This window comes from Roseibium sp. QJM3NY_11 (assembly GCF_056173175.1).
Window position 1 is genome coordinate 4,704,166 of the sequence record NZ_CM149660.1, and the last position, 16,319, is coordinate 4,720,484.

The 16,319-nt window shown below is 63.0% G+C and carries 14 protein-coding genes and 1 tRNA gene; 5 read left to right on the forward strand and 10 right to left on the reverse strand.

The window, feature by feature from the left end; genetic code table 11:
- Window positions 1-2 precede the first annotated feature (2 nt).
- On the forward strand, window positions 3-551 hold the full coding sequence (locus AC0VX3_RS21565) for an IMPACT family protein (protein ID WP_475522235.1): 549 nt from the start codon (window positions 3-5) through the stop codon (window positions 549-551).
- Between the two features lie 529 nt (window positions 552-1,080).
- Here AC0VX3_RS21565 and AC0VX3_RS21570 read toward each other — a convergent pair.
- Complete coding sequence (locus tag AC0VX3_RS21570; protein WP_475522236.1) at window positions 1,081-1,881, reverse strand: ion transporter; 801 nt, start codon at window positions 1,879-1,881, stop codon at window positions 1,081-1,083.
- Window positions 1,882-2,053: 172 nt separating this feature from the next.
- On the opposite strand from AC0VX3_RS21570, the gene AC0VX3_RS21575 reads away from it, so the two are divergent.
- Together AC0VX3_RS21575 and AC0VX3_RS21580 are read left to right on the forward strand one after the other, a co-directional pair.
- Window positions 2,054-2,127 (forward strand) — tRNA-Gly (locus tag AC0VX3_RS21575).
- A 143-nt stretch (window positions 2,128-2,270) separates the two neighbouring features.
- On the forward strand, window positions 2,271-3,140 hold the full coding sequence (locus AC0VX3_RS21580; protein WP_475522237.1) for a transporter substrate-binding domain-containing protein: 870 nt from the start codon (window positions 2,271-2,273) through the stop codon (window positions 3,138-3,140).
- Here AC0VX3_RS21580 and AC0VX3_RS21585 read toward each other — a convergent pair.
- Window positions 3,134-3,985: a sterol desaturase family protein gene (locus AC0VX3_RS21585; RefSeq protein ID WP_475522238.1), complete on the reverse strand. Its 852-nt coding sequence runs from the start codon at window positions 3,983-3,985 to the stop codon at window positions 3,134-3,136. The genes AC0VX3_RS21580 and AC0VX3_RS21585 overlap by 7 nt on opposite strands.
- A gap of 112 nt (window positions 3,986-4,097) precedes the next feature.
- On the opposite strand from AC0VX3_RS21585, the gene AC0VX3_RS21590 reads away from it, so the two are divergent.
- Window positions 4,098-4,775 (forward strand): alpha/beta family hydrolase, encoded by a 678-nt coding sequence (locus tag AC0VX3_RS21590; RefSeq protein ID WP_475522239.1) that lies wholly within the window; start codon window positions 4,098-4,100, stop codon window positions 4,773-4,775.
- A gap of 3 nt (window positions 4,776-4,778) precedes the next feature.
- On the opposite strand, the gene AC0VX3_RS21595 is transcribed toward AC0VX3_RS21590, so the two are convergent.
- From AC0VX3_RS21595 to AC0VX3_RS21615, 5 genes are all read right to left on the reverse strand, one after another.
- Window positions 4,779-8,180: an efflux RND transporter permease subunit gene (locus AC0VX3_RS21595; protein ID WP_475522240.1), complete on the reverse strand. Its 3,402-nt coding sequence runs from the start codon at window positions 8,178-8,180 to the stop codon at window positions 4,779-4,781.
- Between the two features lie 11 nt (window positions 8,181-8,191).
- Window positions 8,192-9,568: an efflux RND transporter periplasmic adaptor subunit gene (locus tag AC0VX3_RS21600; protein ID WP_475522241.1), complete on the reverse strand. Its 1,377-nt coding sequence runs from the start codon at window positions 9,566-9,568 to the stop codon at window positions 8,192-8,194.
- 184 nt (window positions 9,569-9,752) lie between these two features.
- On the reverse strand, window positions 9,753-10,727 hold the full coding sequence (locus tag AC0VX3_RS21605) for an Hsp33 family molecular chaperone (protein ID WP_475522242.1): 975 nt from the start codon (window positions 10,725-10,727) through the stop codon (window positions 9,753-9,755).
- Between the two features lie 12 nt (window positions 10,728-10,739).
- Window positions 10,740-11,669 (reverse strand): ornithine carbamoyltransferase, encoded by a 930-nt coding sequence (gene argF, locus AC0VX3_RS21610; RefSeq protein ID WP_475522243.1) that lies wholly within the window; start codon window positions 11,667-11,669, stop codon window positions 10,740-10,742.
- Complete coding sequence (locus AC0VX3_RS21615) at window positions 11,666-12,865, reverse strand: acetylornithine transaminase (protein WP_475522244.1); 1,200 nt, start codon at window positions 12,863-12,865, stop codon at window positions 11,666-11,668. The genes argF and AC0VX3_RS21615 overlap by 4 nt, the downstream gene beginning before the upstream one ends.
- 435 nt (window positions 12,866-13,300) lie before the next feature.
- On the opposite strand from AC0VX3_RS21615, the gene AC0VX3_RS21620 reads away from it, so the two are divergent.
- Window positions 13,301-13,831: a GcrA family cell cycle regulator gene (locus AC0VX3_RS21620; protein ID WP_342894468.1), complete on the forward strand. Its 531-nt coding sequence runs from the start codon at window positions 13,301-13,303 to the stop codon at window positions 13,829-13,831.
- A 73-nt stretch (window positions 13,832-13,904) separates the two neighbouring features.
- On the opposite strand, the gene phoB is transcribed toward AC0VX3_RS21620, so the two are convergent.
- The 3 genes from phoB to pstB form a co-directional block, all read right to left on the reverse strand.
- Complete coding sequence (gene phoB, locus AC0VX3_RS21625; RefSeq protein ID WP_342894467.1) at window positions 13,905-14,603, reverse strand: phosphate regulon transcriptional regulator PhoB; 699 nt, start codon at window positions 14,601-14,603, stop codon at window positions 13,905-13,907.
- A 191-nt stretch (window positions 14,604-14,794) separates the two neighbouring features.
- The gene (gene phoU, locus AC0VX3_RS21630; protein ID WP_342894466.1) at window positions 14,795-15,487 is read right to left on the reverse strand and encodes a phosphate signaling complex protein PhoU; all 693 of its coding nucleotides are present in this window, start codon (window positions 15,485-15,487) and stop codon (window positions 14,795-14,797) included.
- 32 nt (window positions 15,488-15,519) lie between these two features.
- Window positions 15,520-16,317: a phosphate ABC transporter ATP-binding protein PstB gene (pstB, locus tag AC0VX3_RS21635; RefSeq protein ID WP_475522245.1), complete on the reverse strand. Its 798-nt coding sequence runs from the start codon at window positions 16,315-16,317 to the stop codon at window positions 15,520-15,522.
- Between the last annotated feature and the right edge of the window lie 2 nt (window positions 16,318-16,319).

Here is a 16,319-nt window from a genome sequence, read left to right on the forward strand (position 1 = left end):
CCATGGCCTTCAAGACCATCACCCGCGACTACGAAGGCTTCCTGGAGGACCGCAAGTCCCGCTTCCTGGCGCATCTGGTGCCGGTCGACCTGTTTGACCGGCGGCTGGAGGAACTGCGCAAGCAGCACAAAAAAGCCAATCACATTGTCACGGCGCACCGGCGTCTTCTGGACGACGGCCGGGTGGAGGAAAGCGGCAAGGACGACGGCGAACCGGCAGGGACCTCGGGCATGCCGGTGCTGCGGGTGCTGCAGGGCGCGGAGCTGATCAATTGCGCCGTTCTGATCGTGCGCTATTTCGGCGGCACCAAACTGGGCGGCGGCGGCCTCGCCCGCGCCTATTCAGGCGCTGCCCAGGACGCCATCGGCCATGCGGAGCTGGTGATCTTCAGGAAGATCCTGCGCAAACAGGTGAGCGCCGGATTCGCGTCCGGCTCGGAGCTGGAACGGCGGGTCGAGGATCTCGGGCTGACGGTGATTTCCCGGGACTACACGGAAGACGGCGTCAGACTGACGGTCGAGGGGCCGGAGGACGCGGTGACGCAACTTTAGAGCAAGCGGCCGATCCTTCGAGACGGGCCTGCAGCCCTCCTCAGGATGAGGTGGAGGCAGTGGGTGGGCCTTCGAGACGGGCCTGCAGCCCTCCTCAGGATGAGGTGGAGGCAGTGGGTGGGCCTTCGAGACGGGCCTGCAGCCCTCCTCAGGATGAGGTGGAGGCAGTGGATGGGCCTTCGAGACGGGCCTGCAGCCCTCCTCGGGATGAGGTGGGGACAGTGGGTGGGCCCTTCGAGACGGGCCTTCAGCCCTCCTCGGGATGAGGTGGAGGCATTGGGTGGGCCTGCGAGACGGGCCTTCAGCCCTCCTCGGGATGAGGTGGAGGCATTGGGTGGGCCTTCGAGACGGGCCTTCAGCCCTCCTCAGGATGAGGTGGAGACAGTGGATGGGCCTTCGCAAAGGGCCTTCAGCCCTCCTCAAGACGAAGAAGAAGACCTGCCGATGTCAAGCCCATCAAGTACCCCGACCTCATCCTGAGGAAGCGCGCATGCGCTGTCTCGAAGGATCGGCCAGACGCTCCGCCCTATCAGACCTGCCCTTTGCCCGCGTCACTCCGCAACGCCTTTACCTCGTCCCTGAGCGCCCTGACCTCTTCCAGGATCAGACCGGTGTCGTCATGGATCGCCTGGCGGTTGGCGTCGGCCTCGGCGTCATGTTCTTCCTGCATGGCCGAAACGATGATCCCGATGAAGAGGTTCAGCACCGTGAACGCCGTGCACAGAATGAAAGGCACGAAGAACAGCCACGAATACGGATAGGCTTCCATGACCGGGCGCACGATGCCCATGGACCAGCTTTCCAGGGTCATGATCTGGAACAGGGTGTAGAGCGAAGCGCCGAGGTTGCCGAACCAGTCCGGGAAGGTCTCGCCGTACAGCTTGGTCGCCATGACCGCGAACACATAAAACACCAGAGCCATCAGAACGACGATCGAGCCCATGCCCGGGAGGGCGGAGATCAGCCCGCCGATGACCCGACGCAGGGACGGCACCACCGAAATCAGGCGCAGCACCCGCAGGATCCGCAAGGAGCGCAGGACGGACAGGTTGCCGGTCGCCGGCATCAGCGAAATCGCGACGATGGCAAAGTCGAACACGCTCCACGGGTCCCTGAAGAACCGGGGGCCATGGGCGAACAGCCGAAGGGTCAGCTCGATCACGAAGATGCCGAGGATGGTCCGGTCGATCAGCAACAGCAGCCCACCCATGCTGTTCATGACCGCAGGGCTCGTTTCCAGCCCGAGCGTGACCGCGTTCACCATGATGATGGCAATGATCGCGATTTCCCAGTTGCGCGATGTCACCAGCGCCCTGATCCTGTTTCGCATCCTGTCCACCTGCCGTTCCATTGTTGTTGCAAGGCACCTGCCGGCGCAGGCGGGAACATGGCTATTTTGATGCCGCAGTGCAAGATCGGTACGTGGGAAAAGCCGGGAACACGGATCCATGCCCGCTTGACAGCCCGCATGACTGGGCGCAGAAAGCTTGGCAGGCGATTTCGCGGGTGTAGCTCAATGGTAGAGCAGAAGCTTCCCAAGCTTAAGACGAGGGTTCGATTCCCTTCACCCGCTCCAAAGATTGTTGAATAACCCTCTCAAAACGTTTTCAGGCCGCGCGGGGCATGGTGACAATCCGCGCTGGCGTAAGATAGTCTTTGCCCGACTGTCGCAGGCCCATCGGGCCGGGCGCCCTCCAGGACTGCTTTCAGGATTGCAGCGTGTTCAACGGACAGCCTCTTTTCCAGACCTACCACTCGGCAGCCGCCAGGATCCTGACCGCTTTGACCTGCCTTGTGGCAATCGCGACACCCGCCCTCGCCCAGCAGCCCGATGTCCGTGTTCCCAATTTCTGGGATCCGAAAGCCGTGCATGACCGGCCAAGTGCCATTCCGGACAAGATCCAGTTTCTGGCGACCGACGACTACCCGCCCTTCGTGTTCCGGGACCCGCAGGGGCGGCTGACCGGCTTCAACGTGGATCTTGCCCGGGCCCTGTGCCAGGAGCTCGGCAGTTCCTGCGCGCTGCGCATCAAGGATTTCGACGTGCTGCTGCCGGCCCTCGACGAGGAGGAAGGCGATGCCATCATTTCAGGCCTTTCCCGCAGCCGGAGCGCCACGCGGCGGCTCAATTTCACCGAGGACTATCTGAAACTGCCCGCCCGGTTCATCGTGCCGGCGCAGGCCGCCGCCGACTTCGACGAGCAGGCGCTTGCCGGCCTGTCGGTTGCCGTGGAAACCGGCTCGCGCTACGAGGCCTTTGCGCGGCGGTTCTGGCCGGAAGCTGAGATCACCCCTTTCGAAACGGCGCGCGCGGCGCGTGAGGCGGTCAAATCGGGCGCGGCGGACGCACATTTCGGCGACGGGCTGAGCCTGTCCTTCTGGCTGCCCGGCGAAGCCGCCGACGGCTGCTGCGCCTTTGCCGGCGGGCCCTGGCTGGAACCGGGCTATTTCGACGAGGGCATGGCGATTGCCACCCGCGCGAGCGACCCGGAACGGGCCGCCGCCCTCTCCTATGCCCTGCGCCAGCTCTACCAGAAGGGCATCTACCGCGAACTCTACCTGCGCTACTTCCCGCTGAGTTTCTACTGATCCTTGCCGCCGTTGCGGCGTCCCGGGATGTTCAGGAAAGGGATCGCCAGGCTGAAGGGGAAGGAATGGGCCCGGGGGGTGAGCGACGGGCCGAGGCCGATCTCCATACCCTGCTGGCCCTTTTCCGGGTCCTCGGTGTAGGTGCCGAACAGCCGGTCCCAGACGGACAGGTAAAAACCGTAGTTGGAATCCGTCTCGCGGTGGATGACGGAATGGTGGATCCGGTGCATGTCCGGTGTCACGATCGCGAACCGAAGCAGCCGGTCGAGCCGTAACGGCAACCTGATGTTGGCATGGCTGAACACCGCCGACGCGTTGAGCACGATCTCGAAGATCAGCACCGCCTCGACCGGGCCGCCCAGGGCCACGATCACCGCCCCCTTCCAGACAAAGGACACAAGGATCTCGACCGGGTGAAACCGCAAGGCCGTGGTCGCGTCGACCTCGCTGTCGGCGTGATGAACCCGGTGAACGCGCCAGAACAACGGCACCTTGTGGGACGCCAGATGCTGGAACCAGACCGCCAGATCCAGCAGCAGGAACGTGATCAGCCCCGCAACCAGCCCTGGCCATATCCGGGATGTGTCTCCCGTCCAACCGGCGAGAGCGAACAGGCCCCAGCCGTTGTCCACCGCCAGCAGTGCCAGGCCGACACCGCCGATCGGGAAGACCAGACGGACCAGCAGCGAGTCCAGCAGGATCAGGCCCCAGTTGGTCGGCCAGCGCTTCAGGCGGCCGTTGCGCAGTTCGCGGCGCGGCAGGCCGGCCTCAAGCAAGGCCATGAGCCCGAAAATGCCCGCAAAACTGGCCATGCGCACCAGGTTGATGTCGATCTGTTCAAACATTTGGTCTTTTCAGCCTTTCGAACCGAACCGGCTTGCCAGCTCAGGCACAGCTCTATAGGTCGGGATGATAGCCTTTTCCGACCCTCCTGCCGCTGCGACAGATCACACCACCATGAGCACCTTTCTCCGGACCACTCCTGACCTGAGCCCCGATACCGCGCCCCAAACCACTTCCGAGACGGCGCCTGCGGCGACGCTGCTGCTGGCCCACGGGGCCGGTGCGCCGATGGATGCCCCGTTCATGAACAGGCTGGCGGCCGCGCTGGGCAAAAACAACATCGCCGTCGCCCGGTTCGAATTCGCCTATATGGCGGGCCGGCGCAGCGGCGGTTCGAAGAAGCCGCCTCCCCGCGCCGACAAGCTTGTCAGTGAATTCCAGAAAGCCCTGCAGACCCTGATGGGCGAGACCGAGGGCCCGCTTCTTGTCGGCGGCAAGTCCATGGGCGGGCGGGTCGCCGCCATGCTGGCCGGCGGCAGCTCCCTGCCCGGGCGTGTCAAGGGCGTTTGCTGCTTCGGCTATCCGTTTCATCCGGACGGCAAGCCGGAAGCGGAGTGGCGGCTGGCGCCGTTGCAGGACGCAAAACGCCCGGTGCTGATCCTGCAGGGCGACCGGGACCCTTTCGGGTCGCGGGCGGAGCTGGAAGCGGTCACCATGGCGGACCATGTCCGGCTGGCCTGGCTGGAGGATGGCAACCATGACTTCGGCCCGCGCGGCAAGTCCCCGGCCACCCTCGACGGCAATATCACCGCGGCGGCCGAAGCTGCGGCGGCATTCGCCACGGAGCTTTGACACTCACTCCGCCGGCGTGAGCGCTTTGCCGGGCTTCGGCGGGGGAGACAGGTCGCGCCGGCGCCGAAGGCGCACAAGACCGCCGAGATCGTCACCGATCTTGAGCAGGGCCGGCACCAGCACCAGAACCAGCGCCGTCGCCGTGCCGAGGCCGAACACGATGGTGATCGCCATCGGCAGCAGGAACTGGGCCTGAAGACTGGTCTCGAACATCAGCGGCAGCAGGCCGCCGATCGTCGTCAGGGAGGTCAGCAGAACCGCCCGGAGCCGGTCGCAACTGGAGCCGACCGCCGCGGCATTCAACTCCTCGCCCGTTGCCTTGCGCTCATCGAAGCGCGCCACCAGAATGATCGAGTTGTTGACCAGGATGCCGGCAAGGCCCAGAAGGCCGATCATGCTGAGAATGGTCAGGTTGAAGCCCATCAGGTAGTGGCCGACAATCGCGCCGACGATGCCGAACGGAATGATCGACATCACCACGATCGGCCGCGCGTAGCTCGCGAAGATCGCGGCCAGGATGATGTAGATCCCGGCAACCGCCAGCAGCACCCCGGTCAGAAGATCGGAAAACGCGTTCGACTGCTCTTCGGCGCGTCCGGCGAAGGAATAGTCCAGTCCGTACCGCTCGGCGAGATCCGGCAGGAACGCCGTATTGAGTTCGGCGATGATCTGGTTGTTGGAGGTCACCGTGCTGTCGACATCGGCGACAACCGTAACCACGGTCCGTCCGTCGCGCCGCAGAATGACGGAAAAACCCTGATCGTCGGTGAGACTGACCACTTCGGTCAGGGGAACGAAGTCGCCGGCGGGCGTTTTCAGCGACAGCCGGCGCAGAGCGGCCGTGCCATCCTGATCGAACACCTGTTTGACACGGACGGCCACTTCCTCGTCGCCTTCCGCGAACCGCCGCGCAATGGTGCCCTCGAAAGCATTGCGGATCTGGCGCGCTGCGCTATCCACGGTGAAGCCGAGTGCCCGGCCGCGCGGTGTCAGCTCGATCACCAGTTCCGGCTTGCCGTAGGGCAGATCGTCCTCGACGCCGCTGGTTCCGGGAAAACCGGAGAGTTCCTGCTGCAGGTCCTGCGCGGCCGCCTTGAGCACATTCAGGGGCGCTCCGGTCAGGCGGATGTCGAGATCCCGCCCGGGAGGTCCACCCCGGCGCTCCGCGATCGCGATCCGCGACGTTCCGGGAATAGAGGGAACTGCGGCCCGCCAGGCCCGGACGATCTCCGGTGTCCTGATCGTGCGGTCCTCAGACCGGGTAAGCTGAACCGTGATGTTGGCGACATTGTCGCCCCGGTTGTTGCCCGTCTTGCCGAGCGTCGCATAGGTCGCGACCACAAGATCCTGGCCCGTGCCTTCGGTAAGCGTCTGTTCCGCCTGTGTCAGCGCACTCTCGATCCGCAGGATGCCGTCAATCGCAACGTCCTCGGGAATGCCGGCATGGAAGAAGATCGACGCGGTCAGGTTTTCCGCTTCCGGCGAGGGAAAGAACGTGAAGCCGACTCGGCCGCCACGGACAAGGCCGACAGCAAGGATCAGCGCTGCAATCGCGATGGCGAGCGTGACATAGCGCCAGGCGACCGCCGCAGAAACCAGGGCACGGAATGGATTGTCGCGCACCCAGCTGAAGCCGGCATCGAAGCTCCTGCGAAACCAGCCCGGCCGGTCTTCCTCGTCGCGCATCCGCCGGGTCCGGCGCATGGCCATCAGCAGGGTCTCCAGGGCGACGGCCAGCAGAAAACAGACGGTCACGACCACCAGTTCGAAGACAAAGACGCCAGCGGTTTCGCGGATCGCCCGCAGGGGATCGTCGATCAGATCGAGATAGGGCGGAACGGACATGTCCGGCTGGGCAACCAGCGCGCTCAGGAAAAAGGCCGGCGCCCCCGCGATCAGGACAACCCGCCACCAGTTCCAGCCCGGCCGGCTGCCGAGAGCGTGGGACAGGTGGCCAGGCAGCACCAGGAAACATTCGACCAGCGAGGCAATCACGACCGAGACCACGACCACGGGTAGCGTGCCCATGATCTGGCCGAGCACATCGCCGACAAGCAGGATCGGCAGGAAAGCGGCGATGGTGGTCAGGCTCGCGGCAAGGATCGGCGCCAGCATGGTGGTGGCGCCGTTGATCGCCGCTTCCTGCGGACTGTCGCCCAGGCCCTGCCGTGTCGCCGTGTGCTCGCCGACAACGATGGCGTCGTCGACGATCACCCCGAGCATCATGATCAGCGCGAACAGGGAGATCATGTTGATGCTTTCGCCCATCAGCCACATGATGCCGATCGTCGCCATCATCGCCACCGGGATGCCCGCGGCCACCCAGAGCGCGATCCGCGCATTCAAAAACAGGAACAGGATGGCGACAACCAGCACCAGCCCGGAGATACCGTTCTCGACGAGCAGCGTGATGCGCCCCTCCACCGCGTCCGCGCGCACATCGTATTTCAGGATTTCAAGCGTGCGCGGCAGTTGTGGTCCGACCTCGTCCAGATAGTCGTCGACGATCCGGGCCGCCTTCAGCGTATCGGTCTTTTCCGCCCGCAGGATCTGTAGTTCGACCGCCCGCATTCCCGCGGAAAAACTCTGGTTCTCGCTGGTGTCGAAGTCCCGGACGACGGTACCGATGTCCTTCACAAGGGTTTTCTCGCCCGAAGCAAAGGACTTGACTTCGATCCTGCCCACGGCCTCCGGAGACCGTTCCTCGGAAAGGGCCCGGATCTGGCGTTCAACGGCGCCGTCGAGGTTGCCCGCCGGCAGGTCGATCGTGTTGCCGGCGATCTCGCCGGCGACGTCGGCGATCGTCAGATCCAGACGGCGCAGCTCGCGCTCGGGAATTTCGACAAGGTATTCGGGCGACCGGTAGCCGTAGAGTTCGACCTTGTCGATCCCCCGGGCCAGCAGGTCGTCGCGCATCTGCCGGGCAAAGACCTTCAGCGCTCCCTCCGAGAACGGCCCGCGCAGCGCCAGCGTGGCAACCCCGTCGGTGAAGGTCGAAGCCGAGATCACGGGCGTTTCGGAATCGACCGGCAACGTGGTCACACCGGCGACGGCCTGTTCCACATCGGACAGCGCCTGCTGCATGTTGGTGCCTTCGACGAACTCCATCTGCACCGACGCACTGCCCTCGCGGCCATAGGAGACGATTTCGTCGAGGCCGTCGGTAAAGCGCAGTTCGGGCTCGATCACCTCCAGAATGTTGGCGGCAACGTCCTCCGCGCTGGCCCCCGGCCAGGACACGGTCACCGAAATCCGGTCGGTCTTGACGGTCGGAAAGAACTGGGTGTTGAGCTTGGCAAAGCCATAGGCCCCGAACAGGACCATGACCGCCATGATCAGGTTGGCCGCATTGGCGTGCCGGACGATCAGTTCCAGAAGGCCGCGGGATCGCGTTTCGAACTCCATCGGGCGCTCCGTCACTTGCCCGCCCCTGCGTTGTCGGCGCTTTCGGACACGTCCTTCACCAGCAGCCCTTCGCCGACTTCCGGAATCCGGGTGACCAACAGGGTCTCCCCGTCCGCCAGCGCGCCTGTCACCAGAATGAAACCGTCATCGATCGCGAGCGCCGTCACTTCGCGCGGCACGAGACGGCTCTCCTCGACCACATAGACCGTGCCCTCGCCGTAGAATGCCGTTTCCGGTATCCGGAAACTGTCCGGGTAGCTGCGGTCCGACAGGGAAACCTCGACAAAGGCACCAGGGCGCAAGGGAACGTTCGCACTGGAAGTGTCGACCAATGCAATCAGTTCGACGCCACCACGGCTGCTGGCGACATCCGCGCCGATGCGGCTGACGCTGGCCGGATAGGTGACCGGCTCGTTGCCCAGATACCAGGTGACCTGGACCGGACGGCCGACGACCGTTCCCGTCTCAGCGAGAAGGCGGCCGTACTGATTGTCCGACAGGGTGAACCGAACGTCGAAGGTATCGCTCTTGTAGAGCGACACGATGGCGTCGTTGACGCTTACAAGCCGCCCGAGTTCCGCCGACTGGGACCGCACGATGGCATCGAAGGGAGCCTTCAGGACTGTATTTTCAAGCTGGCGCCCGGCATTTTCCAGCCGCCATTCAAGGCGCTTGATCGCGGCATTCTGCTGGACGACCCTGGCTTCTTCCAGGGCAAGGGAATTCTGCGCCTGTTCCAGTGTCTGCCGGCGCTGCGACACGATCAGCTTGCGGTCGTCAAGGGTGCGTTCCGTAACGGTGCCCTTGCCGAGAAGATCTTCCGCGCGTTGCAGGTCCTTTTGAGCAAATTCAAGCTGTTCGCCCGCCCTGACGACATTGCCCTTTTCAAGCTCGACACGGCCTTCGCTCTCGACCAGCGCGGCCTGCGCTTCGGCAAGATTGGCTTCCGCTTCGGTGAGGGCGCCCTCATAGTCGAACCGGTCGATGGCCACCAGCAGCTCGCCTTCGGAGACGGCTCCGCCCGCCTTCAGGTCGGGATGAACCTCGACCACTTCCCCGGCGACAAGGGCGCGCAGATCCACTTCCCGTCCCGCCGCGGTTTCTCCGAAGACGCTGATAAGGGGCGCATGCTCGCCCCGGACAAGCGTCACGGTTTCTGCGGCATAGCTTGTTTCCTGGATGGCCCTCTTGGCGACTTCCGGTTTGGAGGCGACCAGCAGGTTCATCCCCTTGACCGCGCCGAACAGAATGGCGAATGCCAGAAGGACCTGCAACACAGCCTTCAGGACAAGCGCAAGGCTCCAGTTGCGCTGCCGTTCCCCGCGCAGGGGCGACAGAACTTCAGGGACCGGCTGCTTGCCGGAATCCGGCTCCAAAGACTGCAACATGTTCAACGTACCACGGGCCATTCGGGGTCAAGTTAACGGGCATGCGTCCTGCGTGCTCGACGGAGAGGTCTGTTTCGCACTGCAATATACAGGACCCGATTACCCTTTCAGGTTAATTCTGGCACGCGGAAATTTGTAACGAGATGTGACCGACGGACGCAGCTGCGTCCGCCGGAAGCCTCAGTCAGCCGTCAAATTCGTAGCGGCTGCTGCAGAACTCGCAAGTGACGACGATCTTGCCGTCCTCGGTCATGTCAGCGATCTCGTCGGCGCTGAAGCCGGCCAGAACACCCTGGATCTTCTGGCGCGAGCAGCTGCATTTGTCGGCCAGCGGCTGCGGATCGAACAGGCGCACGCCGCGCTCGTGGAACAGACGGAACAGCAGCATTTCCACGCTGACTTCGGGATCGGTCAATTCGACATCCTTGACCGTCTCGACCAGCACCTTGGCTTCCACCCAGGCGTCGTCTTCGTCGACCTGATGCGGCTCGGTTCCCTCGGGCGCGTCGCCCGGATCGATATCGGCCTGCTTCATGCGATCCGGCGACTCCGGCAGAAACTGGATCAGCACACCGCCGGCAGTCCAGGCCCGCGAATGCGCTTCACCCTCGTTGCGGGTGAACAACTCGCCGACGCCGAGACGCACCTCGGTCGGGATCTGTTCGGACCGCTCGAAATACCGCCGGGCCACTTCTTCAAGCGACACGCCGTCCAGTTCCACCAGCCCCTGGTAACGCTGCATGTGCTTGCCCTGGTCGATGGTCATGGCAAGATGCCCATGGCCAAGCAGAGTTTCCGGCGTTGCCTTGCCGGCCGTCATGAGCGCCTCGACCGCGTCCGCGTCGAAGGTGGCGCAGGCCCGGATCGCGTCTGGTGTCGCGAAGTCCACGACAAGCATGGACACAGGCCCATCGGTCTGGGTCTGCAGGGTAAACCGGCCGTCGAACTTCAGGGACGTTCCGAGCAGACTGGTGAGCACGATGGCTTCCGCCAGAAGGCGTGATACCGGCTCCGGATACGCGTGGCGTCCCAGGATCTGTTGCAAAACCGGTCCGAGAGCGACGGCACGGCCGCGCACGTCCAAGGCTTCCACGGCAAAAGGCCGGACCGCATCCAGCCCGGCCGGTGCGATGCCCAGTTGGTCAAGATTCAATGCCACGATGGCTCTGCCTCAAGCTGCGCCGAAACACCAGGCCAGGATACCCTTTTGGGCATGGAGACGGTTTTCGGCTTCGTCAAACACTACGGAGTTGGGACCGTCCATGACCTCGGAAGTGACTTCCTCGCCCCGGTGGGCCGGCAGGCAATGCATGAACAGCGCGTCCTGCCTTGCCTCGGCCATCAACCGCTCGTTCACCTGATAGGCGCTGAGGAGATTGTGACGGGTTTCATTGTCATCGTCTCCCATGGACACCCAGCAATCGGTGACGACACAGTCGGTTCCCTTGACAGCCTCATATGGGTCCGCGGTGACGACAATTGAACCACCCCTGGCGCGCGCGGCGTCAATCAGGTCCCGAGGCGGTGCCAGCTCCGCCGGTGTCGCGATGCGCAGTTCGAAGTCGAAGCGGGGAGCGGCGTGGATCCAGGAGGCCAGCACATTGTTGCTGTCGCCGGTCCAGGCAACGCTTTTGCCGCTGATCGATCCGCGATGCTCCTCGAATGTCAAAAGGTCGGCCATGATCTGGCAGGGATGCGAGACCTTGGTCAGACCGTTGATCACGGGAACCGTGGCATTCTCGGCCAGCTCGTTGAGCTGGTCGTGGTCCAGGATGCGGATCATGACCGCATCGACGAAGCGCGACAACACCTGTGCGGTGTCGGCAATGGTTTCGCCGCGGCCCAGCTGCATTTCCGCTCCGGTCAGCACGAGGGTTTCCCCCCCCAGTTCACGCATGCCGACATCGAAGGAAATGCGTGTGCGGGTCGACGGCTGTTCGAAGATCATCGCCAGCACCTTGCCGGCCAGCGGGCCTTTGCCGCGGCGCACACCATTGCGGCCGGCCTTGATCTTCTTGCCGGCCTCCAGAATGGCGCGCAGCTCATCGCCGTCGAAATCGGTCAGATCGAGAAAATTCCGATAGGATTCATTGGCGGTCATCCGGCCGCTCCTTCCACCAGGTTCGTTTCAATTGCCAGGGCGGCCACTTCAAGGCGCTCCATGGCAATCGCAATTTCGTCTTCACTCATCGTCAGCGGCGGCATGATGCGGACGACGTTTTCGCCCGCAGGAACCGTCAGCAGACCGGCATCCCGTGCAGCCGCGACAAAGTCTCCGACCGGAACGACGCATTTCAGACCGAGCATCAGGCCATTGCCGCGCACTTCGCCAAGAACAGCCGGATGACTGTCCACGAAACCGGCCAGCTTCTGCTTGAAACTGAGCCCCTTGCGCCGGACGTCCTCCAGAAAGCCGTCCGACAGAACAACGTCCAGCACCGCATTGCCGACCGCCATGGCCAGCGGATTGCCGCCGAATGTAGTGCCATGGGTTCCGGGCGCGAGCGCAGCGGCCGTTTCGGCGGTTGCCAGACAGGCGCCCATGGGAAAGCCGCCGCCGATGCCCTTGGCAATCGCCATCAGGTCCGGCTCGACACCGCTCCACTGGTGCGCGAACAACTGGCCCGTCCGTCCGACACCGGTCTGGATCTCGTCATAGATCAGCAACAGGCCGTTTTCGTCGCAGAGCTTGCGGACGGCTCGCAGGAATTCGGCGGGGATCTCGCGGATACCGCCTTCGCCCTGGATGGGCTCGATCGCGATTGCCGCCGTCTGCGGTCCGATCGCGGCCTTCAGCGCGTCGATATCGCCGACGGGCACCTGGTCGAAACCAGGCGCCTTCGGGCCGAAGCCTTCCAGGTACTTGGCCTGGCCGCCGGCAGCGATGGTCGCAATCGTCCGGCCGTGGAAGGCCCCCTCGAAGGTGACGATATGGAACCGTTCGGGCTGACCGTTGTCATAGTGATACCGGCGCGCGCATTTGATCGCGGCTTCCATGGCTTCCGCACCGGAGTTCACGAACAGCACCTTTTCGGCAAATGTCGCCTCGCACAGCCGCCGGGCCAGGCGTTCCCCTTCCGGGATCTGGTGCAGGTTGGAAACGTGCCAGAGCTTGCCGGCCTGCTCCTGCAGCGCCTTGACCAGATGTGGGTGGCTGTGTCCGAGCGCGTTCACCGCAACCCCGGAGCCGCAATCGAGGAATCGTCGGCCGTCTGCCGTCACCAGCCAGACACCTTCCCCGTGATCGAATGCCAGTTCCGATCTTGCGTAATTCCCGAACAATGCGGTCGCGGACATAACCTCGTTGAACTCCTCAAAAACGGCCGATTCTTCAGCGTCACCGTGACGCCGCAAGGCACCTGCAAACGGTGCGCCCGGCCAAAACGCAACGTGCCGCCCGATAAGGCGGCACGCAGCAGTTTTCTTATACACTGCCCCCACCATGGACTGTCAATGGAAATGCGCCGCGGCGCTCCGACAGCGCGCGAATGGCAAATTCCTCAAAATTCTCAAGTACCTCGCCATAATTGGGGAAAAGTCGGTTCATCCCCAACTGGATTTGGGTGAACGGTTGCCTGACAAATTAACGTTATTGTAACCTCTGGGACATCACACACGAGATCTCGTGCGGCAAATCATCAAGAGGCACTAGATATGCCATCCTTAGGCGCGACTACGTGCGCTTAACACGAGGTTAATGGCTGCAGGGCAGCCCAAGAAAAGGGTGCGGCAATGAGTTGGACAAACGACCGGGTTGAGCTTCTCAAGAAGCTTTGGAGCGACGGATTGAGCGCGAGCCAGATCGCAGGCGAGCTGGGTGGTGTCACGCGCAACGCCGTCATCGGCAAGGTGCACCGTCTGGGCCTGTCCGGCCGGGCCAAATCAACCTCTTCCAGCGCGAAGCCGCGGCGGGCCCGTCCCGCTTCGACCGGTGCCGCAACGCCGAAGAGACCCGCCCAGCAACCGCAATCCATCGGCGCGACGGCGCTGAAAGCAGATTTTGCTCCGGCCCCGGCCATCGTACCCAAGCCGGCCGTTGAGCCGATTGCGGATCTTGTGCCGATCTCGCAGCGGGCAAGTATTCTGACGCTTACGGAGCGGACCTGCAAATGGCCGATCGGCGATCCGGCGACCGATGATTTCTATTTCTGCGGCCGCCAGTCCGACCCCAGCGTTCCCTATTGCACCCATCACTGCAAGATCGCCTACCAGCCCATGGCCGACCGCCGCCGCGATCGCAAGGTTGTCGCCCAGGCGGGCTGACCGCAGACATCGCGTTCCCATACAGCAAAAACCCGCCGACATGGCGGGTTTTTTCGTATCAGGCTGCCGCGTTTCAGGCGGAGACGGTGAACTGATCGTTGAAGGCATAGCCCGCACCCCGGACGGTCCGGATCGGGTCCTTGGCCTTGCCCTTGTTGAGAGCCTTGCGCAAACGGCCGACATGCACATCGACCGTGCGTTCGTCGACGTAGACGTCATGACCCCAGACACCGTCCAGCAACTGCTCGCGGGAGAACACCCGGCCCGGAGACGTCATCAGGAATTCCAGCAGCCGGAATTCTGTCGGACCCAGGTGGATTTCCTTGGCATTGCGACGCACACGGTGGGTTTCCCGGTCCAGCTCGATGTCTCCGGACCGCAGCATGGTGGAGACCACTTCCGGACTGGCCCGGCGCAGGATCGCCCGCACGCGCGCCATCAATTCCGGTACGGAGAACGGCTTGACGACATAATCGTCGGCGCCGGTGGACAAGCCCCGAATTCGCTCCGCTTCTTCACCCCGCGCCGTGAGCATGATCACGGGCAGCCGCTCCGTGTCCTCGCGTGCGCGCAGCCTGCGGCACAGCTCGATGCCTGACAACCCCGGCAGCATCCAGTCGAGCAGAAGAAGGTCGGGCTGGCTTTCCCGAAGCCGGATTTCGGCCTCGTCACCCCGGACACACGCTTCGACAGCGTAGCCCTCTGCTTCCAGATTGTATCTTAGTAGAAGGCTGAGGGGTTCTTCGTCTTCAACGATGAGCACCTTCGGCATACATCTCGCTCCAATTTCGGCAACCGGCGCAACAGGTCCCTGACCTGGCGCCGGCCGGTTCTTTTTCCGTGATCAATCTCGACGGAACCTTACGTATCGTGCTTGCGTCTGACCGGGCACGAAATGCTTTGCGACTTGTGACCCGGTCAACATTCGGGTGTCCGTTCGCTTCCGATTGAACCTTTGGTGACCTAGGCGCCGGTTTCGTCGACTTTCGCACGGTCTTCCGGCAAACGGTCGCCTGTGACCATGTAATAGACGTTCTCGGCAATGTTGGTCGCATGATCGCCGATCCGCTCGATGTTCTTTGCGCAGAACAGCAGATGGACGCATTGGGTGATCACCCGCGGATCTTCCATCATGTAGGTCAGCAGCTCGCGGAACAAAGACGTATAGATGGCGTCGATTTCCGCGTCGGCTTCCTGTACGCGGCGGGCTTCCTCCGCGTCCTTGCGCGCATAGGCATCCAGCACCCGCTTGAGCTGCGCGAGGGCAAGCTCCGTCATGTGCTCGACACCGATCGCAAGCTTCTTGGACTGCAGGTCGCTGTCGATCGCGATGGCCCGTTTGGCGACGTTCTTCGCCAGATCACCGACACGCTCCAGATCGTTGGAGATGCGGGTTGCCGCGGTGATCTCGCGAAGGTCCTGGCCCATCGGTTGACGGCGCGCGATCAACTCGATCAGCTTGCTTTCGACTTCCTGCTGAAGACGGTCCAGACGGGCGTCCTTGTCGATCGTCGACCTCGCCAGCTCCAAATCCTGGGAAACCAGTGCGGAAATGGCGTCGGCAAACGCCTTTTCGGCCAGTCCACCCATTTCGGCGACCTTGCCGGCCATGGCCGTCAGTTCTTCATCATAAGCCGAGACTGTATGTTCAGCCATTCTGTAGTCCCCTTGAGATTTACGGAAATCGCCTAGCCGAAGCGGCCAGTGATGTAGTCCTGTGTACGTTTGTCTTTCGGATTGGTGAAGATGTCTTCTGTCAGACCTTCCTCAACCAGCACGCCGAGGTGGAAGAATGCGGTACGCTGAGACACGCGGGCGGCCTGCTGCATGGAGTGCGTCACGATCACGATCGTGAAGTTCTCGCGCAGTTCGTCGATCAGTTCTTCCACCTTGGCCGTGGCGATCGGATCAAGCGCCGAACACGGCTCATCCATCAGGATCACTTCCGGGCTGACGGCGATCGCACGGGCAATGCACAGACGCTGCTGCTGACCACCGGACATGCCGGTGCCCGGCTCGTCCAGGCGGTTCTTCACTTCTTCCCAAAGACCGGCTTTCTGAAGGCTGGAGGAAACGATTTCGTCCAGATCGGTCTTGTTCTTTGCAAGTCCGTGAATGCGCGGACCATAGGCTACATTGTCGTAGATCGACTTCGGAAACGGGTTCGGCTTCTGGAACACCATGCCGACCTTGGCGCGCAGCTGCACCGGGTCCACCTTCGGATCGTAGATATCCTCGCCGTCGATCTTGATCGACCCTTCCACCCGGCAGATGTCGATCGTGTCGTTCATACGGTTGATGGTCCGCAGGAACGTCGACTTGCCACACCCGGACGGACCGATGAAGGCGGTGACCGAACGTGGTTGAATTTCAATGTCCACGTCCTTGATGGCGTGTGTGTCGCCATAATAGACTTGCACTTTTTTTGCGGAAATCTTGCTGTCGATCATGTTTTTCGCCTGTTCAATATTCGGCATCTCGTTCATCG

Excerpts from the sequence above, each read along its gene's own strand:
- AC0VX3_RS21565 (WP_475522235.1), top strand. The coding sequence starts at position 3 with ATGGCCTTCAAGACCATCACCCGCGACTACGAAGGCTTCCTGGAGGAC.
- AC0VX3_RS21570 (WP_475522236.1), bottom strand. The coding sequence starts at position 1,881 with ATGCGAAACAGGATCAGGGCGCTGGTGACATCGCGCAACTGGGAAATC.
- AC0VX3_RS21585 (WP_475522238.1), bottom strand. The coding sequence starts at position 3,985 with ATGTTTGAACAGATCGACATCAACCTGGTGCGCATGGCCAGTTTTGCG.
- AC0VX3_RS21590 (WP_475522239.1), top strand. The coding sequence starts at position 4,098 with ATGAGCACCTTTCTCCGGACCACTCCTGACCTGAGCCCCGATACCGCG.
- AC0VX3_RS21595 (WP_475522240.1), bottom strand. The coding sequence starts at position 8,180 with ATGGAGTTCGAAACGCGATCCCGCGGCCTTCTGGAACTGATCGTCCGG.
- AC0VX3_RS21600 (WP_475522241.1), bottom strand. The coding sequence starts at position 9,568 with ATGTTGCAGTCTTTGGAGCCGGATTCCGGCAAGCAGCCGGTCCCTGAA.
- argF (WP_475522243.1), bottom strand. The coding sequence starts at position 11,669 with ATGACCGCCAATGAATCCTATCGGAATTTTCTCGATCTGACCGATTTC.
- AC0VX3_RS21615 (WP_475522244.1), bottom strand. The coding sequence starts at position 12,865 with ATGTCCGCGACCGCATTGTTCGGGAATTACGCAAGATCGGAACTGGCA.
- AC0VX3_RS21620 (WP_342894468.1), top strand. The coding sequence starts at position 13,301 with ATGAGTTGGACAAACGACCGGGTTGAGCTTCTCAAGAAGCTTTGGAGC.
- phoB (WP_342894467.1), bottom strand. The coding sequence starts at position 14,603 with ATGCCGAAGGTGCTCATCGTTGAAGACGAAGAACCCCTCAGCCTTCTA.
- phoU (WP_342894466.1), bottom strand. The coding sequence starts at position 15,487 with ATGGCTGAACATACAGTCTCGGCTTATGATGAAGAACTGACGGCCATG.
- pstB (WP_475522245.1), bottom strand. The coding sequence starts at position 16,317 with ATGAACGAGATGCCGAATATTGAACAGGCGAAAAACATGATCGACAGC.